The 17431-nt window shown below is 66.4% G+C and carries 16 protein-coding genes and 1 riboswitch; of the genes, 6 read left to right on the top strand and 10 right to left on the bottom strand.

Going from position 1 to position 17431, the window contains the following annotated elements; genetic code table 11:
* Positions 1-162 precede the first annotated feature (162 nt).
* The 4 genes from FBY20_RS12225 to FBY20_RS12210 all read left to right on the top strand — a co-directional run bounded on the left by FBY20_RS12225 (position 163) and on the right by FBY20_RS12210 (position 4314).
* Positions 163-1593, top strand: a complete 1431-nt coding sequence (locus FBY20_RS12225) for a circularly permuted type 2 ATP-grasp protein (protein WP_056327336.1) — start codon at positions 163-165, stop codon at positions 1591-1593.
* Between the two features lie 2 nt (positions 1594-1595).
* Entirely contained in the window at positions 1596-2570 is a 975-nt protein-coding gene (locus FBY20_RS12220) for an alpha-E domain-containing protein (protein ID WP_056327334.1), read from the top strand.
* A 13-nt stretch (positions 2571-2583) separates the two neighbouring features.
* Complete coding sequence (locus FBY20_RS12215) at positions 2584-3387, top strand: transglutaminase family protein (protein WP_142052372.1); 804 nt, start codon at positions 2584-2586, stop codon at positions 3385-3387.
* 63 nt (positions 3388-3450) lie between these two features.
* Positions 3451-4314, top strand: coding sequence for a proteasome-type protease (locus tag FBY20_RS12210; protein ID WP_056327404.1), 864 nt, complete (start codon positions 3451-3453; stop codon positions 4312-4314).
* 37 nt (positions 4315-4351) lie between these two features.
* Here the strand turns inward: FBY20_RS12210 and FBY20_RS12205 are convergent, their stop codons facing one another.
* From FBY20_RS12205 to FBY20_RS12175, 7 genes are all read right to left on the bottom strand, one after another.
* Positions 4352-5122 carry an enoyl-CoA hydratase/isomerase family protein gene (locus FBY20_RS12205; RefSeq protein WP_142052369.1) on the bottom strand — a complete coding sequence of 257 codons (771 nt, stop codon included), beginning with the start codon at positions 5120-5122 and terminating at the stop codon, positions 4352-4354.
* A gap of 10 nt (positions 5123-5132) precedes the next feature.
* Positions 5133-6281, bottom strand: a complete 1149-nt coding sequence (locus FBY20_RS12200) for a hypothetical protein (RefSeq protein ID WP_056327327.1) — start codon at positions 6279-6281, stop codon at positions 5133-5135.
* Positions 6278-7474 (bottom strand): CaiB/BaiF CoA-transferase family protein, encoded by a 1197-nt coding sequence (locus FBY20_RS12195; RefSeq protein ID WP_142052366.1) that lies wholly within the window; start codon positions 7472-7474, stop codon positions 6278-6280. The genes FBY20_RS12200 and FBY20_RS12195 overlap by 4 nt, the downstream gene beginning before the upstream one ends.
* Before the next feature lie 34 nt (positions 7475-7508).
* A complete protein-coding gene (locus FBY20_RS12190; protein WP_056327323.1) occupies positions 7509-8270 on the bottom strand; it encodes an SDR family NAD(P)-dependent oxidoreductase in 762 nt (253 codons plus the stop codon).
* Positions 8267-9445: an aldose 1-epimerase family protein gene (locus tag FBY20_RS12185; protein ID WP_056327320.1), complete on the bottom strand. Its 1179-nt coding sequence runs from the start codon at positions 9443-9445 to the stop codon at positions 8267-8269. Before FBY20_RS12185 ends, FBY20_RS12190 begins: the two co-directional genes overlap by 4 nt.
* 130 nt (positions 9446-9575) lie before the next feature.
* Positions 9576-10490, bottom strand: coding sequence for a sugar phosphate isomerase/epimerase (locus FBY20_RS12180; protein WP_056327319.1), 915 nt, complete (start codon positions 10488-10490; stop codon positions 9576-9578).
* A 31-nt stretch (positions 10491-10521) separates the two neighbouring features.
* The gene (locus FBY20_RS12175; RefSeq protein ID WP_142052363.1) at positions 10522-11613 is read right to left on the bottom strand and encodes a Gfo/Idh/MocA family protein; all 1092 of its coding nucleotides are present in this window, start codon (positions 11611-11613) and stop codon (positions 10522-10524) included.
* 225 nt (positions 11614-11838) lie between these two features.
* On the opposite strand from FBY20_RS12175, the gene FBY20_RS12170 reads away from it, so the two are divergent.
* Positions 11839-12906, top strand: a complete 1068-nt coding sequence (locus FBY20_RS12170; RefSeq protein WP_142052360.1) for a LacI family DNA-binding transcriptional regulator — start codon at positions 11839-11841, stop codon at positions 12904-12906.
* A 261-nt stretch (positions 12907-13167) separates the two neighbouring features.
* Positions 13168-14166 carry a tripartite tricarboxylate transporter substrate-binding protein gene (locus FBY20_RS12165; protein ID WP_142052358.1) on the top strand — a complete coding sequence of 333 codons (999 nt, stop codon included), beginning with the start codon at positions 13168-13170 and terminating at the stop codon, positions 14164-14166.
* 112 nt (positions 14167-14278) lie between these two features.
* On the opposite strand, the gene metF is transcribed toward FBY20_RS12165, so the two are convergent.
* From metF to ahcY, 3 genes are all read right to left on the bottom strand, one after another.
* Positions 14279-15121, bottom strand: a complete 843-nt coding sequence (metF, locus tag FBY20_RS12160) for a methylenetetrahydrofolate reductase [NAD(P)H] (protein ID WP_062838890.1) — start codon at positions 15119-15121, stop codon at positions 14279-14281.
* Between the two features lie 129 nt (positions 15122-15250).
* Positions 15251-15586, bottom strand: a complete 336-nt coding sequence (locus FBY20_RS12155; RefSeq protein ID WP_056327402.1) for a phage holin family protein — start codon at positions 15584-15586, stop codon at positions 15251-15253.
* A 123-nt stretch (positions 15587-15709) separates the two neighbouring features.
* Positions 15710-17128 (bottom strand): adenosylhomocysteinase, encoded by a 1419-nt coding sequence (gene ahcY, locus FBY20_RS12150; RefSeq protein WP_056327303.1) that lies wholly within the window; start codon positions 17126-17128, stop codon positions 15710-15712.
* A 100-nt stretch (positions 17129-17228) separates the two neighbouring features.
* A riboswitch (S-adenosyl-L-homocysteine riboswitch) is annotated at positions 17229-17376 on the bottom strand.
* Positions 17377-17431 lie beyond the last annotated feature (55 nt).

Below are 17431 nucleotides of genomic sequence, written 5' to 3'. Positions count from 1 at the left end.
GCCCCGGGGATGGCATTTCCCCCGCCCGCAGCGCATATTGATGCAGTGTCGCCCCGTCTGCCGCCAAAGCTGGCATGCGGGTTGCTTGTACACCTTGACCGGCCGGCCACGGCCGGATGACGGCCGCGTGCAAGCGGCCGCAAGCATCTGCACGGAGGAGCCATGAAGGACCTACCCGCCCGTCCATCCGCCTACGACGAAATGCGCGATGGCGAGAACCGCATCCGCTCCCACTACCAGGCGTTCGAGCGCTGGCACAACGAGCAGACGGACGAAGCCATGTCCGTGCGCCGGCTGGAGGCCGACCTGAGCTTTCGCCGCGTCGGCATCACATTCTCGGTCGCGGGCGACGCCGCCGGCACCGAGCGCCTGATCCCTTTCGACCTCATCCCGCGCATCATTCCCGCCGAGGAATGGCGCCACCTGGAAGCCGGCCTCAAACAGCGCGTGCGCGCACTGAACCTGTTCATCCGCGACATCTATCACGGCCACGACATCGTGCGCGCGGGCATCGTGCCGGCCGAGCAGGTCTTCCTGAACGCGCAATACCGTCCGGAGATGCAGGACGTCGATGTTGCCGAGGACATCTACTGCCACATCGCCGGCGTGGACCTCGTGCGGGCGGGCGCCGGTGAATTCTATGTGCTGGAGGACAACCTGCGCGTGCCGTCGGGCGTGTCGTACATGCTGGAGAACCGCAAGATGTCGATGCGGCTCATGCCCGACGCGTTCGGCCGAATCAAGGTCGAACCCGTCGCGCACTACCCCGACCTGCTGCTGGACAACCTGCGCGAGGTCGCGCCGCACGGCGGCGACGATCCCACCGTGGTGGTGCTGACGCCGGGCATGTACAACTCGGCCTACTTCGAGCACGCCTTCCTGGCCCAGCAGATGGGCGTGGAACTGGTGGAAGGCCAGGACCTGTTCGTCGAGCAGAACACCGTCTACATGCGCACCACGCGCGGGCCGCGCAAGGTCGACGTGATCTACCGCCGGCTGGACGACGATTTTCTCGATCCGCTGTCCTTTCGCGCCGACTCCGCGCTGGGCGTGCCGGGCCTCTTGTCGGTGTATCGCGCCGGACGCGTCACGCTCGCCAACGCGATCGGCACCGGCATCGCCGACGACAAGTCCACGTATCTCTATGTGCCCGACATGATCCGCTTCTATCTGGGCGAGGAACCCATCCTGTCGAACGTACCGACCTGGCGCTGCGGCCGGCCGGACGAGCTGTCGCACGTGCTGGCCAACATGCAGGACCTGGTCGTCAAGGAAGTGCATGGCGCGGGCGGATACGGGATGCTGGTGGGGCCTTCCGCCTCGCGCGCCGAGGTGGAATCGTTCCGGGACCGCGTGCGTGCCAATCCCGCCAACTACATCGCACAGCCCACGCTGGCGCTGTCGACCACGCCCACCTACGTGGAATCGGGCGTCGCGCCGCGCCACGTGGATCTGCGGCCGTACGTGCTGTGCGGCAAGGAGATCCGCACCGTGCCGGGCGGCCTGTGCCGCGTGGCGCTGACCGAGGGCTCGCTGGTGGTCAACAGCAGCCAGGGCGGCGGCACGAAGGACACCTGGGTGCTGGAGGACTGATCATGCTGAGCCGAACCGCCGACAACCTGTTCTGGATGTGCCGCTACACCGAGCGCGCCGAAAACACCGCCCGCATGCTGGACGTGAACCTGCAGATGTCGCTGCTGCCGCAGGACACGCATACGCGAGAAGGCTCGTGGCTGGGCGTGCTGCGCATCTCCGAATTGCAGGGGCTGTATCAGAGCAAGTACGCGTCGATCTCGCCGCACGACGTGCTGGAATACATGGTGCGCGACCCGGAGAATTCCTCGTCGATCTATTCGTGCATGCGCGCCGCCCGCGAAAACGCGCGCGCCGTGCGCGGCAGCCTCACGACGGAAGTCTGGGAAACCTACAACACGACGTGGCTCGAACTGCTCAAGCATCTGCACACGGGGCTGCTGGAACGCAATCCGGGCGAATTCTTCGAGTGGGTCAAGTTCCGTTCGCACCTGGCGCGCGGCGTCACGATCGGCACCATGCTGGAAGACGAGGCGCTGTACTTCATGCGCATCGGCATGCACCTGGAGCGCGCCGACAACACCGCCCGCATGCTGGACGTGAAGTTCCACGAACGCAGCAGCGCGGGCGCGCAGGAGAGCCGCGCGGAACCGGCCAGCGCCGCAGCCGTGCAAAGCGAGTTCTACCGCTGGTCGGCGCTGCTCAGCTCCGTGTCCGGCCTGGAGATCTACCGCAAGGTGTACCGTGACGTCATTACCCCCGACCGCGTGGCCGAACTGCTGATCCTGCATGGCGACATGCCGCGGTCGCTGCTGGCCTCGATGCGGGCGGTGGCCGACGACCTGGCGCGCGTGGCGAACCAGCGCTCGACCGAGACCGAGCGCCGCGCGGGCATGTTGTGTGCTGAGCTGCAGTACGGCCGCGTCGAGGACATCCTGGCGAGCGGACTGCACCGGTACCTGGACCGGTTCCTGGACCGCATCAACGACCTGGGCAACCGGATCAGCCAGGACTTCCTGGTGCCGCTGTCGGCATAACACGGAGACAGCCATGAAGCAGATCATCACGCACGTCACGCATTACCGCTACACCGCGCCGGTCAACTACAGCATCCAGACCCTGCGCCTGACGCCGCGCGACGACGAACACCAGCGTGTTCTGCGCTGGAACATCGAGGCGCCGGGCGAGCTGGACAAGCAGGTCGACGCCTACGGCAACATCACGCACACGCTGACGTTGAACCAGCCGCACAGCGACATCGAGCTGCGCGTGTCCGGCCAGGTGCTGGTGGCGCCGTTGGTGCGCGGCGTGCTGGGCGGCGAGGACAGCCGGCTGCCGGTGCATGCCTATTGCGTGCAGACGCGGCTGACGCAGGCGGACGAGACGGTTCTTGCGTTCGCGCGCGCGGTGCTGCCCAACGGACTGTCGACGTCGGACGACATCCTGACGCTGGCGGGCGCCATCCACGGGCGCGTGGCGTACGAGCCCGGCACCACGGACGTCACCACCGCCGCCAACCAGGTGCTGGCGTTGGGCCATGGCGTATGCCAGGACCACGCCCACCTGTTCCTCGCGTGCGTGCGCGGCCTGAACGTGCCCGCACGCTATGTCAGCGGCTACCTGTACACCACGGCCGAGCACGCGGCCAGCCACGCCTGGGCCGACGTCTGGCTGCCCGACCTGGGCTGGACCAGCGTGGACATCACGAACAGCCAGTTCGCCTCGGAATGCCATTGCCGGCTGGCCGTGGGCCGGGATTACGACTCGGCCTCGCCCGTGCGGGGGGTGCGCACCGGCGGCGGCGAGGAGTCCATGGAAATCAGTGTCCAGGTCCAGGCCGGCGCGCAGCAGTAGGCCGTAACATCCGCCCCGCCCCGCCGCAATACAATGCGGGGTGGCTTTTCCCTCTTTCCGATCATGACCTACTGTGTAGCTGCCCGCCTGGACGCCGGCCTGGTGTTTCTTTCCGACTCCCGCACCAATGCCGGGGTCGACCAGATCAGTGTCTTTCGCAAGATGACCGTTTTCGAGCGGCCGGGCGAGCGCGTCATGGTCCTGATGACCTCCGGCAACCTGGCGGTCAGCCAGGCCGTGCTGAACGTGCTGACCCGCCAGCGCGAGGAAGGCGCCGACACCCTCTGGAACGCGCCCGACATGTTCACGGCCACGCGCCTGGTGGGCGCGGCGGTGCGCGAGGTCTATCACAGCGAGGCCGCCGCCCTGCACGAACAGGGTGTCGACTTCAACGTCAGCATGATCTTCGGCGGGCAGATCGGCATGGAGCAATGCCGCTTGTTCCAGGTGTATTCGGCCGGCAACTTCATCGAGGCGGGCCAGGAATGCCCGTACTTCCAGATCGGCGAGGCCAAGTACGGCAAGCCCATCCTGGACCGCGTGCTGCAACCGGACACCTCGCTGGATGAAGCCGCCAAGTGCGCCTTGATCTCGATGGATTCCACACTGCGTTCGAACATCTCGGTGGGCCTGCCGCTGGACCTGCTGGTGTACGACGCCAATTCGCTGCGCGTCACGCACTTTGCCAGCATCGACGAGCACAACGAGTATTTCCGCATGATCCGCGGCACCTGGGGCGAACGCCTGCGCCAGGTCTTTGCCGAGATCCCCGATCCGCTGTGGACCAACCCCGACGCGCCGGGCTCGCTGGTGCCGCCGTCGCGGGTGCACCAGCCCCTGCGCATGGAGCCGGCCGATGCGGCGCGCAGCGCCTATGTGACACCGCAGGTGCTGGCCGAAGACCCGGGCAAGGACCAGCCCAACTGATCGGGTTGCGGCGCCGCGCTGGACGGCGCCCCCCGCGTCAGCGCCGCTCGAACTTCGGCGCGCGCTTTTCTTCGAATGCCTTGCGGCCTTCCTTGGCGTCGGCGGTGGCAAAGCAGATCGCCTGCAGATCGCGCTCGTATTCCACGGCCTTTTCCAGCGGCATCGACAGCGCGGCGCGCAGATTGACGCGGGCCGTCTCGGCCGCAATGGGCGCGCGCGAGGCGATGGTGGCGGCAAGCGCCTGCGCGCGCTCGCGCAGCTGCTCCTGCGGCACCACCTCGCTCACCAACCCCCAGGCCAGCGCCTGCTCGGCGCGGATGGGATCGCCCGTCAGCACCATCAGGGCGGCATTGCTCGGGCCGATCGCATGGACGAGCTGCGCGGTCATGCCGCCGCCGCCAATCCATCCCAGCTTGATCTCGGGCGCGCCCAGGCGCGCGTTGTCGGAGGCGATGCGGATATCGCAGGCCAATGCCATCTCCAGGCCACCGCCGAACGTATAACCGTTGATCGCGGCCACGGTGGGCTTCTTCAACATGCGAACGCAGTCGCAGTAATCGAGCCGGTTGCGAAAATCCCAGGGCGTGGCGTAGCGGTCCAGCTCGGTGATGTCCGAGCCGGCGCAGAAGGACTTGGGACCCGCGCCGGTCAGGATCACCGCGCGCACCTGCGCGTCGCTATTGCATTGCTCCACCGCCGCGATCAGCAGGTCGGCCATCTCGGGCGTCATCGCGTTCAGCTTCTCGGGACGGTTGAGTTCGATGATGGCGACATGGCCATCGATACTGAGATTGACGAGTGCGCTCATGTCGAAATCCTTATGCAGCGGTGTGCGGGGAGGCGGCGGCCAGACTGGCCTGAAAGCGCTGGGTCAGGCCGCGCGCCAAGGTGTGGGAGGGTGCGCGGGCGGCAACGCCGTCGCGCAGGAACTGCGAGGCCTCGCTCTGGAAGGCGATGTAGCCGTCGTGCCGCGGCCGGATCGAGGCCGCTTCCAATGTGCGGGCCGTGTTGGCATAGAAGTTGCCGCTGGCCGCGTTCACGTCTGCATCGGCCCAGCTGCCGCGATGGCTGGGCTGGCCCTCGTGCTGCGGGATGAAGCGGCTTTGGGTGTCGGCTGCCAGCAACCACAACAGGTGCGCGCGCAACTCTGGGCCCACGATGCAGCGCCGCGATATCGCAATGCCGGTCCCGCCCAGGATCGATCCAGGCCGGCCAGCGTCGGCCTGGGGCGCGTCGCGGAACGTGAGCGGCTTGGCGACCGCGGAAGTGGCGTAGTTCACGTAGCCATAGACCAGCGGGCAGAGCGTGATGTCGTCGCGCGCGCTCATGTGGCCCAGCAGCGCGATCGGGTTGTAAGCCAAGGCGTGCGCGGGCGTGCGCCGCGCCAGTTCGGCAAGCACGTCGCATGCGTCGGCGAGCGTCGCCTCGTCGTGCCAGGCGCCGTGCGGCCGCAGATCCGTATCGGGCGCGAGCGCGGCGGCGATCGACAGCAGCGACAGAAACGGATGCGGTCCACCCCAGCTGAGCGCGACCGAGCCGCTGCGTTGTGACAGTGTCAGCACCTCATGCCAGGTGCGCGGCACGGGGCCGTCCAACCGATCGGCGCGCGTGGCCATCACCTGCGTGGCGGCGTCCAGCGGCAGCGCCCATTGGCGGCCGGCCATGCGATAACTGTCGTACGACAGCCCGATGCTGTCGCGCGCGATCCGCGCCAGCTCGTCGGGCGCGAACACGGTGTCCAGCGCTTGCAGGCAATCGTGCGCCAGGGCTTCGCCAAGATGAGGGTGATCCAGCACCACCAGGTCATAGCGGGCGCAGAGTTCGGCAATGGGCGCCGACTCGAAACCCTCGAGCGATTGCTTGTCCCAGTGCACCAGCGGCGTGTGAGCGGTGGCCGCGTGCAGGGCGTTGTAGCCGCGCGGGTGATCCCAGGTCAGGCCGCGATAGGGCAACGCGCGCTCGCTCATTCCGAGGCCCCTGGCAGCACCGCGCCCGAGGCCGCATGCGCGGCGATCTCGTCGGCATTGAAGCCGAAGTCGCGGAGCACTTCGTCGGTGTGCTGACCGGTAAGCGGCGCGCCGCGCACCACTTGGCTAGGGGTCTTGGAAAAGCGGATCGGAAAGCCCGGCGTCTTGATCCGGCCTTCGGTCGGATGCTCGTATTCGACGAACGTGCCGTTGTGCGCGATCTGCGGATCGTCGACCAGATCGGCGTAGCCATACACGGGGCTGCACCAGATGCCGGCGGCGTCCAGCTTGGCGAACCAGTCGGCGGTCGAGGCGCGGGCCAACGTGTCGCGCACCAGCGCGTAGATCTCGTCGCGCTTTTCCCAACCGTCGCGCTCGCCGGCGTAGTCCGCCAGGCGCGGCTCTTCGGTCACGCGCGCCAGCACCTTCATGTCGGGCATGGCCAGCGCCAGATAGCCGTCGCTGGTCGCAAAGGTGCCATAGGGCGCGCGGATGTACACGTGGGCATGCGGCTCGGCACTGCGCACCTGCGGTTTGTGCCCCACCGTGTACACCGAGAGCTCCTGCATCTGGATCGTGGTGATGGCATCCAGCATGTTGACCTCGACCTTCTGGCCTTCGCCAGTGCGCTCTCGGTGCAGCAGCGCGGCCAGCACGCCTTCGAACGCGCAATACGCGGTGACGGCGTCGACCACATACTGGCCCGCCGCGCGCGGCGCCTCGCCGGCCCGGCCCGACGACAGCATCGCGCCCGACATCGCCTGCAGCAGCAGATCCTGCCCAGGGCGTGTGGCGTAGGGGCCATCTTCGCCGAAACCTGACATCGACACATAGATGAGACGCGGATTCAGGGCCGACAAAGTCTCGTAGTCCACGCCCAGGCGGCCGGCGACACCCGGCCGGTAGTTCTGGATGAACACATCGGCCTGCGCCGCGAGCTTCTGGATGATCTCCTTGCCGCCGGCGCTCTTCAGATCGATCGCCAGCGAACGCTTGTTGCGGTTCAGCGAAAGAAAGGACACGTTGATCTTGTTGCCCGTGATGCCGCCGGCGGGCGCGTGCCGCTGCCATTCGCCGGTGGGCGGCTCGATCTTGATCACGTCGGCGCCCAGGTCGCCCAGGCGCTGCGCCGCGAACGGCCCCGCCATGGCGATGGAACAGTCCAGAACCTTGTAGCCAGAAAGAATGCTCATTGCTTCTACCCTCTGCGTGGCGCCGATGCGCCTTTCAATGCATGACCCAGCCGCCGTCCACCGCCAGCGTCTGTCCGGAAATGAAACCCGCCTCGTCCGAGGCCAGGAAAACGATGGCCGCGGCGATGTCGCCGGCGTGCCCGCGGCGCTTGACCGACTGGCGTTCGAGCACCATGCGGTTGTAGCCCTCGGGATCGGGATGGATCTTCTCGGCGTCGGTCGGGAACGCGCCCGGCGAAATGGCGTTGACCGTGATGCCCCACTTGCCAAACTCGCGGGCGAAGGCGCGCGTGACGCCCACCATCGCGCCTTTGGACTGCACGTAGGGCAGCAGGTTTTCCCACCCGCCCGACAGCGTGATCGACGAGATATTGATCACGCGGCCCCATTGCTGCTCGCGCATGCCCGGCAGCGCCGCGCGCACGATCTGCACGGCGGCCTCCACGTTCACGCGGTGCACGCGCGCCAGCTCGGCATCGCTGTATTCCTCGAACGGGCGCGAGGGATAGATGGCCGCGTTGTTGATGACCACGTCGATCGTGCCCTCCCCGGTCAGCCGCTCAAGATGCGCTTGCAGCGCGCTGGCGTCGGCAAGGTCTGCCTGCAGGATCTGAAGCTGTCCGGCAAGCTGCGCCGGCACGGTGCTGCGCAGGCGATCGATATGCCCGGCGTGGTTATCCAGCGCGATCACATGGGCGCCCGCTTGCAGCAGCGCGACCGTGGTGTCCACGCCAAAGCCGCCCGCCGCGCCCGTGTACAGAACACGGCGGCCTTGCAAGGAGAAGCGCGCGTTCATGTGCGCCCCGCGATGGGCGCAAAGCGACCCGACAACGGCGGATAGTCGGTCTCGGGCTGCTCCGCGATCGCGCGGATGCGTGCTTCGCAGGCTGCGATGTCGGCGGCCGAGCCCAGCACGCTGAACGTGGTGTCGTAGCAGCGCTCCTCGCCATGCTCCAGCCAGATGAGCTCGTTGCGCTCGCGCGCCGCGCCCTGGCCCAGCACATGGTTGGTGGACGGTTCGATGCCCATCGCGTACTGGCCCGATTGCAGGTTCTGCCATTGATACTGGCAGGGGAATTGATGCTTGTAGGTGCTGACCTGCATCCCGAGGCCCAGCGCATCGTTCACCAGAGCGACCGGCACGCTGCCGTCGGCCCCGGCCGCCATCTCGTGCTGCCACACCTGCTCATGAAAGCCCAGCTGCGGCGCCGGCATGCGGCGATAGCCCACGCCCTGCTTGCGGTAGTCCTGCTCGTGCGCGGCCCACACCACCTCGCGGATCGGCGCCAGATAGCGCGAACCGGCGTCCAGCACCGGATACCCCAGGTTGATGTGATAGCAGAGCATATGGGGCGTGCGGTAAAAGCCGCGATTCACCACACGGTCCGACAGCTTGATGTCGTTGGTGCCCACCTCGATCTCGATGCGGCGGTGCAGCTCCAGATGCTCGCCAAAGACAGTGCCCTGGCTCACGACCCCTTCGGCCCACAGCACGCAGCGATCGCCGTCCCAGCGTTCGCCGTAGCCGGTCAGCCGCGCGGGAATGGTGCCGACGCGGCCGTGGATGGATTGCTTGGCCGTCTTGCGGGGGCCATACACATAGTTGTCGGCCGGCGCGTCGTACATGAACAGGATGTGGTCCAGCCCGCAGGTGACCATGAGTCCCGAAAACGAGCGCATCCAGCCCAGCCCGCCCTCGCCTTCGTAGTCATGCAGTCCGGGATGGCGAAAGCCCGAGGGCGATTGCCATCCCATGGCAAAACCGCGGTATTCGCAATCAGCGATGTCCATCGCACGATCCACCAGCACCGTGAAACGCAGGCCCGTGCCGCTGCGGAACTCCAGCATGCGGATACCGCGCTCCAGCCCGTCGTCCAGCGTCATCAGGCGTACGCCGGCAAACTGCGCAAGCTGTCCGGTGCGCGCCTCTACGTCGCGGCGCGTCATCCAGGTTCCGTAAATATCAGGCATGAGTTCTCCCTGGCAGATGCGCGGGCGCGCGTCTGCCGGTGTCGGTGTTCAGAATCGTGTTCGAGCGGCGCGCCGCGGGCCGCGTTCAAGGATGGCTTCGCGGTGCGCCTGGCTTGCGTGCGGCGCCGGCCTACAGACCGTTCGCGCGCAGCCGCTCGTCGAGGAATTGCTTGGCGCGCGGCACGTCGTCTTCGGTCAGGTGTTCGATGATGATGGGAATGTTGGGGTGCTTCTTTGCCAGGCGCTGCAAGTACAGGTCGTAGTTGAGCGCGCCCAGGCCCGGCGCGGGCAGCTCGATCTCGCCGACCCCACGGAACGTATGGCTTTCGGCCGCGCCCTCGTCACCGATATCGCTGTGCTTTTCCGACTTGTCATCGCCCGAACGCTTCACGTCCTTGGCATGCGCGATGCAGATCTTGTCCGAGAGCGCGTCGAACACCTGATTGAGCGTTCGGTCCATCTGGTCGATGTTGTGCGCTTCGAAGTAGTTCGTCGGATCCATCAGGAGGCCCAGGCCCGGGTGATCCACCTCGGCAAACATGCGCAGCGTCTCCTCGACTGATCCCACCACGTTGTTCACGTAGGTCTCCAGCAGGAACACCGCGCCATGGTCATAGGCGTGTTGCGACAGCTCGGCGATCACCGCGCGGCACTGGTCCCAGCCTTCCTCGGTCTTGTTCTTGGGGTGATGCACCCAGTCGCTTTCGGTGTCGAACGTGCCCGTTTCCGAGATCACGTAAGGCGAACCCAGCTGGCGCGCGTGCGTGAGGATTTCCTTGAGATAGCCGTTACGGCGCTGGCGCTCGGCGGGGTCGGGATGAACGATGTTGGTATAGGCCGAGATGCAGGACACCGGCAGGTCATAGTTGCGGAACGTGTCGCGGATCTGCGTGCATTTCTGCGCGGTCAGCTGCCCCGGACCGAGCTCCATGTCCTTGAAATGCAGGTCCAGCTGCACGGTGTTGAAGCCGTGCGAGCGGATCACCTTGGCGGTGCGCTCCAGCTCATAGGGAAAGTAGCCCGAGAAGATTCCGGTCTGGATCATGATGGTTGTCTCCGTCTGTTTTTCTGTCTGGTTATTCAACAGCCGGCAGCCGTACCGTGCGGCCTTCGGCGATTGACGTATACGCGGCCTCGACCAGCGCCATCGTGCGTACGTTGTCGGTCACGCTCAACGCAGGCTCGGTGCCGCTGGCCAGCGCGTACTGCAACTGCTCCATCACGCCAATGAAGGCATGCGGAAACCACATCGTGTCCCACGTGGGCGTCACCCATCGGCCGTCGGTATGGCCTTGGGCCGCGCGCGAGGCGTAGCTCAGGGTCGACGGCTCGCCGGTGGGCCAGCCGATGGTGCCGCGCGCCACGCCCTCGGTGCCTTCCACGCGCCAGCGGATGTGCTGGTCGTCGGGGTATCCGTCGGCCCGCGGGCCGGACCACACGTCTTCGAGCGACAGCGCGAGCAGGCCGTTGCCAAATCGCAGCGTGGTGCAGACCAGCCCATCCCGATGCGCGAACTCGGTGCGCGGGTCGGGGCGGGTGATGCTGGTGATCTCGGTGGGTTCGCCAAACAGGTAGCGCAGGGCATCGAGGTGATGAACGCTCATGTTCGAGAGCGTCAGCCGGTCATAGCCGCGCAAGAAATCCTGCCAGTGCGGGATCGCGTGCATGTCGATCTGCGCGAACACTGGCGTGCCCAGCACGCCCTGGTCGAGCAGCTGCTTGAGCGTGCGCATCGACTGGTCGTAGCGCATGTTCTGGTTGACCGACAGGATCTTGCCGGCGGCGCGCGCCTCGTCGCGCAAGGCGCGGGCTTCCTCCAGCGAGAGGGCGAGGGGCTTTTGCGCCAGCACGCCGCGCACGTGCGGGGCGGCCAATGCGGCGCGAATCAGCGCGGGCTGCAGGTCGGGCGGATACGCGATGTCCACGATCTCGATCTGCGGATCGGCGATCAGGGCCAGCGGATCCTCGTGCACACGCGGGATGCCGTAGCGTTCGGCGACCGCGGCCGCTTTGCTGCGGGTACGCGACGCAATCGCCGCCACCGTGAAGCCGGCTTGCTGGTAGGCGGCCAGATGGCATTCGGCCATGATCATGCCGGCGCCGATGCAGCCGATGCGAAAGCGCCGTTCCCGGACGGGCGGGTCGGGCACCAAGGTAGGGTGCGACATGGTCTCCTCCTGCCGGCCTGGTGTGCCCTGTCGACTGCCTGGCACCCTACCGTGCGGTGTTTGATGTATTGAGCCGCGATATTCACATCAAAACAATCAGGGGTAAAGGCAGAAGGCGCGCATAGGGCAGCGGCGTTACCTTTTTGATCTCGAATGATTGCAAATGATGGCTTATGATGGCCGCGCCGCCATCGTCCTGATGGTGTCTTGAGAGCCCGATCCCGCATGCGCCCCACCATTTCCCTCATTGCCCGCGAAGCCGGTATGTCCACCGCCACCGTGGACCGGGTACTGAACGACCGCGACGGCGTGCGCGGCAAGACCCGCGACCGCGTGCTGGCGATTGCCAATCGCCTGGGCTACTTCGTCCCGGGCGCCGAGGCCGCCAGTCAGGACGTCAGGGTCGATTTCGTTTTGCCCGCCGGTACCAACAGCTTCATGACCGCGTTGGGCCGGCACCTGCTCGAAGAAGCCGCCACCCGCCCCGATGTGCAGGCCCGCCTGCATCTGATCGAGGGGTTCGATGCCAACAAGCTCGCAAAAAAGCTCTACGAGCTGCGCGAACAGACGCAGGCCGTTGGCCTGGTCGGACTGGACCATCCCCAGGTGCGCGACGCCATCATGGCGCTGCGCGACAGCGGCGTGCACGTAAGCACCCTGGTGTCGGACATTCCGATCTCGGCGCGCCTGGGGTACGTGGGCATCGACAACCGCGCCGCGGGCCGTCTGGCCGCGCTGTTGCTGGGCCGGTTTCTGCCGCAGCACACCGAACGGAAGGTCGCCGTGTTCGTCGGATCACTGGCCTATCGCGGCCACGAAGAGCGGGAGATGGGCTTTCGGTCGCTGCTGAGCGAAGAGTTTCCGCACCTGCGCATCGCCCACATTCTTGAGATCGGCGACGACCGCGACCGCGCCTTTGCCGTCACGCAGAATTTGCTGCGCAAGGACCCGCCGCACGCGATCTACAACATCGGCGCCGGCAATCAAGGCATCGCGCGGGCGCTGAAGGAGGCGCGGCCGGTTGAAGCATGGGCGGCCGACGCGGGGCCTGACGCGGCCCGGCCGAGCAAGGCGTCCTCTGCGTCTCGCATCGTCTTCGTCGGTCACGACCTCACCGAGGCCACGCGCCGCCTGCTGCTCGATCGCACCATGGACGCCGTGATCGACCAGAACCCGCGCGTCGAGGCGCGCGAGATCGTCAAGCTGCTGGTGGCGGCCGTCAAGGGCGCGCCCGAACCCACCTACCTGCCGCGGCTGCAGGTGATCTTCCGGGAAAACATCCCGGAGCCGTGATGGCCCGGCGCGGGCGCAGTCGGGAACCCGTGCGCGCAGTTCGCACCGGCCCGGCCCCAAGTGAGACCCTGCCCATCCGAGGCGCTACACGCACGCTTCTTATCGCTTCTGCGGGCAAGTCCACGTAAACCCTCCTTTCCGCACGCCGAAGCCCGGCTTGCGAAACCGCGAATTCCCAACCTCGCCCTTGTCGCGCCACACTGCCGATGCCTGCCCGCCATGCGCGGCATCGCGGGCCAAAGACACTACAAGGAGCGAGACATGTCCCACCGATACGCGCGCACGATCAAACGCGCAGCCTGGCCCGTGCTGGCCCTGTCCTGCCTGGCTGTTGGCAACGCCGGCGCGCAAGGAGCCTACCCGAATCACCCGATTTCACTGGTCGTGCCGTTTGCCGCGGGCGGTCCCACCGACGTCGTTGCCCGCAGCCTGGGCGCCTCCATGGCCAAGACGCTGGGCCAGAGCGTCGTCATCGAAAACCGCACCGGCGCGGGCGGCACGCTGGCCTCGCAACACGTGGCACGCGCCGCGCCCGACGGCTACACCTTCCTGATCCACCACAATGGCATGGCCACGGCGCCCGCGCTGTATCGCAAGCTGTCGTTCAATCCGCTGACCGACTTCGCCTATGTCGGCCAGGTCGCCGACGTGCCCATGACCCTGCTGGGCCGCAAGGATCTGCCGGCCGACGGCATGGCCAACTTCATCAAGTACGCCAAGGAAAACGGCAACAAGATCAACCTGGCCAATGCCGGCCTGGGCGCCGTGTCGCAGCTGTGCGGCATGCTGCTGCAGGAGTCGCTGGGCGTGCAGTTCACGACCGTGCCCTACGCGGGCACCGCGCCCGCCATGACGGCGCTGCTGGGCGGCCAGGTGGACGTGCTGTGCGACCAGACCACGCAGACCATCCCGCAGATCAAGGCCGAACGCGTCAAGCTGTACGGCGTCACGACCCAGGAACGCATCAAGACCCTGCCCGACGCGCCCACCCTGCAAGAAGGCGGCCTGAAGGATTTCGAAGTCAAGGTATGGCACGGCGTCTACGCCCCCAAGGGCACGCCGCCCGAGGCCATCAACAAGTTCAACGCCGCGCTGCGCGCCGCACTGAAGGATCCGGCTTTCACGCAGAAGATGGCCGAGCTGGGCGCCGAAATCGTGCCCGAAGCCAAGCAGACGCCTGAGGGCCTGCAGACGTGGCTGAAGTCTGAAGTCGACAAGTGGGGCGGAGTGATTCGCAAGGCGGGCGTGTACGCGGATTGAGGCATGGCGCGATTATCCAGCGCCTAAGGGCACCAACGAAAAAGGCCGGCTGATTCAGCCGGCCCTTTGCCATGTCCGTCAGCGGCATTTCCGCCGCCGCGCCGCCGACCGCTTACACCGTCAGTTCCTTCCAGATCGCCAGCGGCGCTTCGGAATGATTCAGCGTGTAGAAATGCAGGCCGGGCGCGCCGTTGTCCAGCAGCGTCTGGCACAGCTCGGTCACGACGTCCACGCCAAAGGCGCGGATCGAAGCCTTGTCGTCGCCGAATTCGGCCAGGCGCAGGCGGATCCAGCGCGGGACTTCCGCGCCGCACATCTCGGAGAACCGCAGCAGCTGCGTGTGGTTCGTGATGGGCATGATGCCCGGCACGATCGGCACGTTCACGCCCTTCGCGCGGGCCCGGTCGACGAAGTCGAAATAGGCGTCGGCATTGAAGAAGTACTGCGTGATGGCGGCATCGGCGCCCGCCTTCACCTTGGTCACGAAATGATCCAGGTCGGCCGAGGGATTGGCGGCCTGGGGATGCATTTCGGGATAGGCGGCCACTTCGATGTGGAACCAGTCGCCGGTTTCCTCGCGGATGAACGACACCAGCTCGTTGGCGTAGCGCAGCTCGCCCGCGTCGCCGCCCATGCCCGACGGCAGGTCGCCGCGCAGGGCCACCACGCGCCGCACGCCTTCGCGCTTGTAGGCCTGCAGGATGTCCCGCAGGTCCTGGCGCGAGGCGCCCACGCACGACAGGTGCGGCGCGGCGTCACAACCCAGGTTGCGCAGCGTGCGCACGGCGTCGGCGGTGCCGGCGCGCGTGGAGCCACCCGCGCCGAACGTCACGCTGACGTACTTGGGCTGAATGGCCAGCATCTGCTTGGCCGCTCGCACCAGCCGCTCCTGGCCGGCCAGGTCGCGGGGAGGAAAGAATTCCAGACTGAAAGCAGGAGAAATCGATTCGGACATATCAGTATTTTTATGGCTAAGCGCCGCATTCGGCCAGTGTGACAGCGCGGGGTGCCGCGGATCCGGGCTCCGCCGGTCCGCAGGCACGCCCCTGGGGGAAGCGCGCAGCGCTCGGGGGGGATCTCTACCCTACGGGATCAGCTTGGTCAGGAGACCGGAAATGATGCTGTACAGGATCGCGCCACCCACGGCCCACCAGAACCCGTTGACCTGGAATCCCTTGAGCACGGAGCCCACGAACCAGAACAGCAAGGCGTTGATGACGATGAGGAAAAGCCCGAGGGTAACGATCGTGATGGGCAGCGTCAGCAGCACCAGCACCGGCTTGACCAGCATGTTCACCAGGCCCAGCACCAGCGCGGCGATGAGCGCCGAACCGAAACTGGCCACCGTGATGCCGGGCAGCAGGTAGGCAACGGCCAGCAAGGCCACCGCGTTCAGGATCCAGACGAGTATCAGTGTCACCATGTTCGAACTCCTGTATTGACGCTCCGCGGACCCGTCGACGCCGGGCGAAGACGGGCGTGACCCGCAGATCGGAAAATCCGCGCCGACATGGCGCGGCATTTTCCTATTGTGCTACATCCATCAATAGCGGTAGTGATTGGGCTTGTAGGGGCCCTCGACCGGCACGCTGATGTAGTCGGCCTGATCCTGGCGCAGCGTCGTGAGCTTGACGCCCAGCTTCTTCAGGTGCAGGCGGGCGACCTTCTCGTCCAGGTGCTTGGGCAGCACGTAGACTTCGCCGGACTTGTAGGCTTCGTTGCGCGTGAACAGTTCGATCTGGGCGATCGTCTGGTTGGCGAACGAGGACGACATCACGAACGAGGGGTGGCCGGTGGCGCAGCCCAGGTTCACGAGACGGCCCTGCGCCAAGAGGATGATGCGCTTGCCGTCCGGGAAGATGACGTGGTCGACTTGCGGCTTGATTTCTTCCCACTGGCAGTCGGCCAGGGCAGCGACGTCGATTTCGTTGTCGAAGTGGCCGATGTTGCAGACGATGGCCTGGTCCTTCATGGCGTTCATGTGTTCGCGCGTGATCACATGGTAGTTGCCGGTGGCGGTGACAAAGATGTCGCCGTGGGCGGCGGCTTCTTCCATCGTCACGACCTTGAAGCCTTCCATGGCGGCCTGCAGGGCGCAGATCGGGTCGATTTCGGTGACCCACACTTGCGCGCGCAGCGCGACCAGCGCCTGGGCGCAGCCCTTGCCCACGTCGCCGTAACCGGCCACAACCGCGATCTTGCCGGCGACCATGACGTCGGTGGCGCGCTTGATGCCGTCAACCAGCGATTCGCGGCAGCCGTACAGGTTGTCGAACTTGGACTTGGTGACCGAGTCGTTGACGTTGATGGCGGCAAACGCCAGCTCGCCCTTCTGCGACATCTGGTACAGGCGATGCACGCCGGTGGTGGTTTCTTCGGTCACGCCCTTGATCAGCGCCAGGCGGGTCGAGTACCACTTCGGATCGCGCTTGAGCGTTTCCTTGATGGCGGCAAACAGGATGCGCTCTTCGTCGCTGCCCGGGTTGGCCAGGACGGAGAGGTCCTTTTCGGCCTTGGTGCCCAGGTGCAGCATCAACGTGGCGTCGCCGCCATCGTCCAGGATCATGTTGGCGTTCTGGCCGTTGGGCCATTCAAAGATCTTGTGCGTGTACTGCCAGTACTCTTCCAGCGTCTCGCCCTTGACGGCGAAGACCGGCGTGCCGGACGCGGCGATGGCGGCGGCGGCGTGGTCCTGCGTGGAGAAGATGTTGCACGAGGCCCAGCGCACTTCAGCGCCCAGCGCCACCAGCGTTTCGATCAGCACGCCGGTCTGGATGGTCATGTGCAGGCTGCCGGCGATGCGCGCGCCCTTGAGCGGCTGCGACGCGGCGAATTCCTCGCGGATGGCCATCAGGCCGGGCATTTCGGTTTCGGCGATGGCGAGTTCGCGGCGGCCCCAGCCGGCCAGCGACATGTCGGCGACGAGGTAGTCGGTAAAGGATTTATCAGTCACAGCGTTCATGGTGTGTAGGCTCCACGTAAATTACGAACGGCGCACGAGATGGCCGGACAACGCGAATACACCACGACAGTCGAGTGCTCGCCTTTCCCGCCATACGCGACAAAGGTGAGCGCCGTTGCTGTAGCGACGCGCAAGGCGCGGCGCTTGAACAGGGATTCCTGAGCCTGGCGAGCCGGGGTCCGCATGGGGTGGCCGCGCAAGGGGGCCACCTGGGGGACCGCAGGGTCGTCGCAACGCTCCTCAGGATTGCCGGGCATTGTACAAGGTTGGCGCCCCGAACGGCCAGCACATCCGGGCCGCGCG

This window comes from Achromobacter sp. SLBN-14 (assembly GCF_006715415.1).
Classification (GTDB): domain Bacteria; phylum Pseudomonadota; class Gammaproteobacteria; order Burkholderiales; family Burkholderiaceae_B; genus Achromobacter; species Achromobacter mucicolens.
Note: the sequence above shows the minus strand (reverse complement) of the source record. Positions and strands in the feature narration are given on the sequence as shown.

Coding starts and splice junctions, on each gene's coding strand:
- FBY20_RS12220 (WP_056327334.1), top strand. CDS start 1,596: ATGCTGAGCCGAACCGCCGACAACCTGTTCTGGATGTGCCGCTACACC.
- FBY20_RS12195 (WP_142052366.1), bottom strand. CDS start 7,474: ATGAGCATTCTTTCTGGCTACAAGGTTCTGGACTGTTCCATCGCCATG.
- metF (WP_062838890.1), bottom strand. CDS start 15,121: ATGTCCGAATCGATTTCTCCTGCTTTCAGTCTGGAATTCTTTCCTCCC.
- FBY20_RS12200 (WP_056327327.1), bottom strand. CDS start 6,281: ATGAGCGAGCGCGCGTTGCCCTATCGCGGCCTGACCTGGGATCACCCG.
- ahcY (WP_056327303.1), bottom strand. CDS start 17,128: ATGAACGCTGTGACTGATAAATCCTTTACCGACTACCTCGTCGCCGAC.
- FBY20_RS12180 (WP_056327319.1), bottom strand. CDS start 10,490: ATGATCCAGACCGGAATCTTCTCGGGCTACTTTCCCTATGAGCTGGAG.
- FBY20_RS12190 (WP_056327323.1), bottom strand. CDS start 8,270: ATGAACGCGCGCTTCTCCTTGCAAGGCCGCCGTGTTCTGTACACGGGC.
- FBY20_RS12210 (WP_056327404.1), top strand. CDS start 3,451: ATGACCTACTGTGTAGCTGCCCGCCTGGACGCCGGCCTGGTGTTTCTT.
- FBY20_RS12185 (WP_056327320.1), bottom strand. CDS start 9,445: ATGCCTGATATTTACGGAACCTGGATGACGCGCCGCGACGTAGAGGCG.
- FBY20_RS12165 (WP_142052358.1), top strand. CDS start 13,168: ATGTCCCACCGATACGCGCGCACGATCAAACGCGCAGCCTGGCCCGTG.
- FBY20_RS12175 (WP_142052363.1), bottom strand. CDS start 11,613: ATGTCGCACCCTACCTTGGTGCCCGACCCGCCCGTCCGGGAACGGCGC.
- FBY20_RS12170 (WP_142052360.1), top strand. CDS start 11,839: ATGCGCCCCACCATTTCCCTCATTGCCCGCGAAGCCGGTATGTCCACC.
- FBY20_RS12225 (WP_056327336.1), top strand. CDS start 163: ATGAAGGACCTACCCGCCCGTCCATCCGCCTACGACGAAATGCGCGAT.
- FBY20_RS12215 (WP_142052372.1), top strand. CDS start 2,584: ATGAAGCAGATCATCACGCACGTCACGCATTACCGCTACACCGCGCCG.
- FBY20_RS12205 (WP_142052369.1), bottom strand. CDS start 5,122: ATGAGCGCACTCGTCAATCTCAGTATCGATGGCCATGTCGCCATCATC.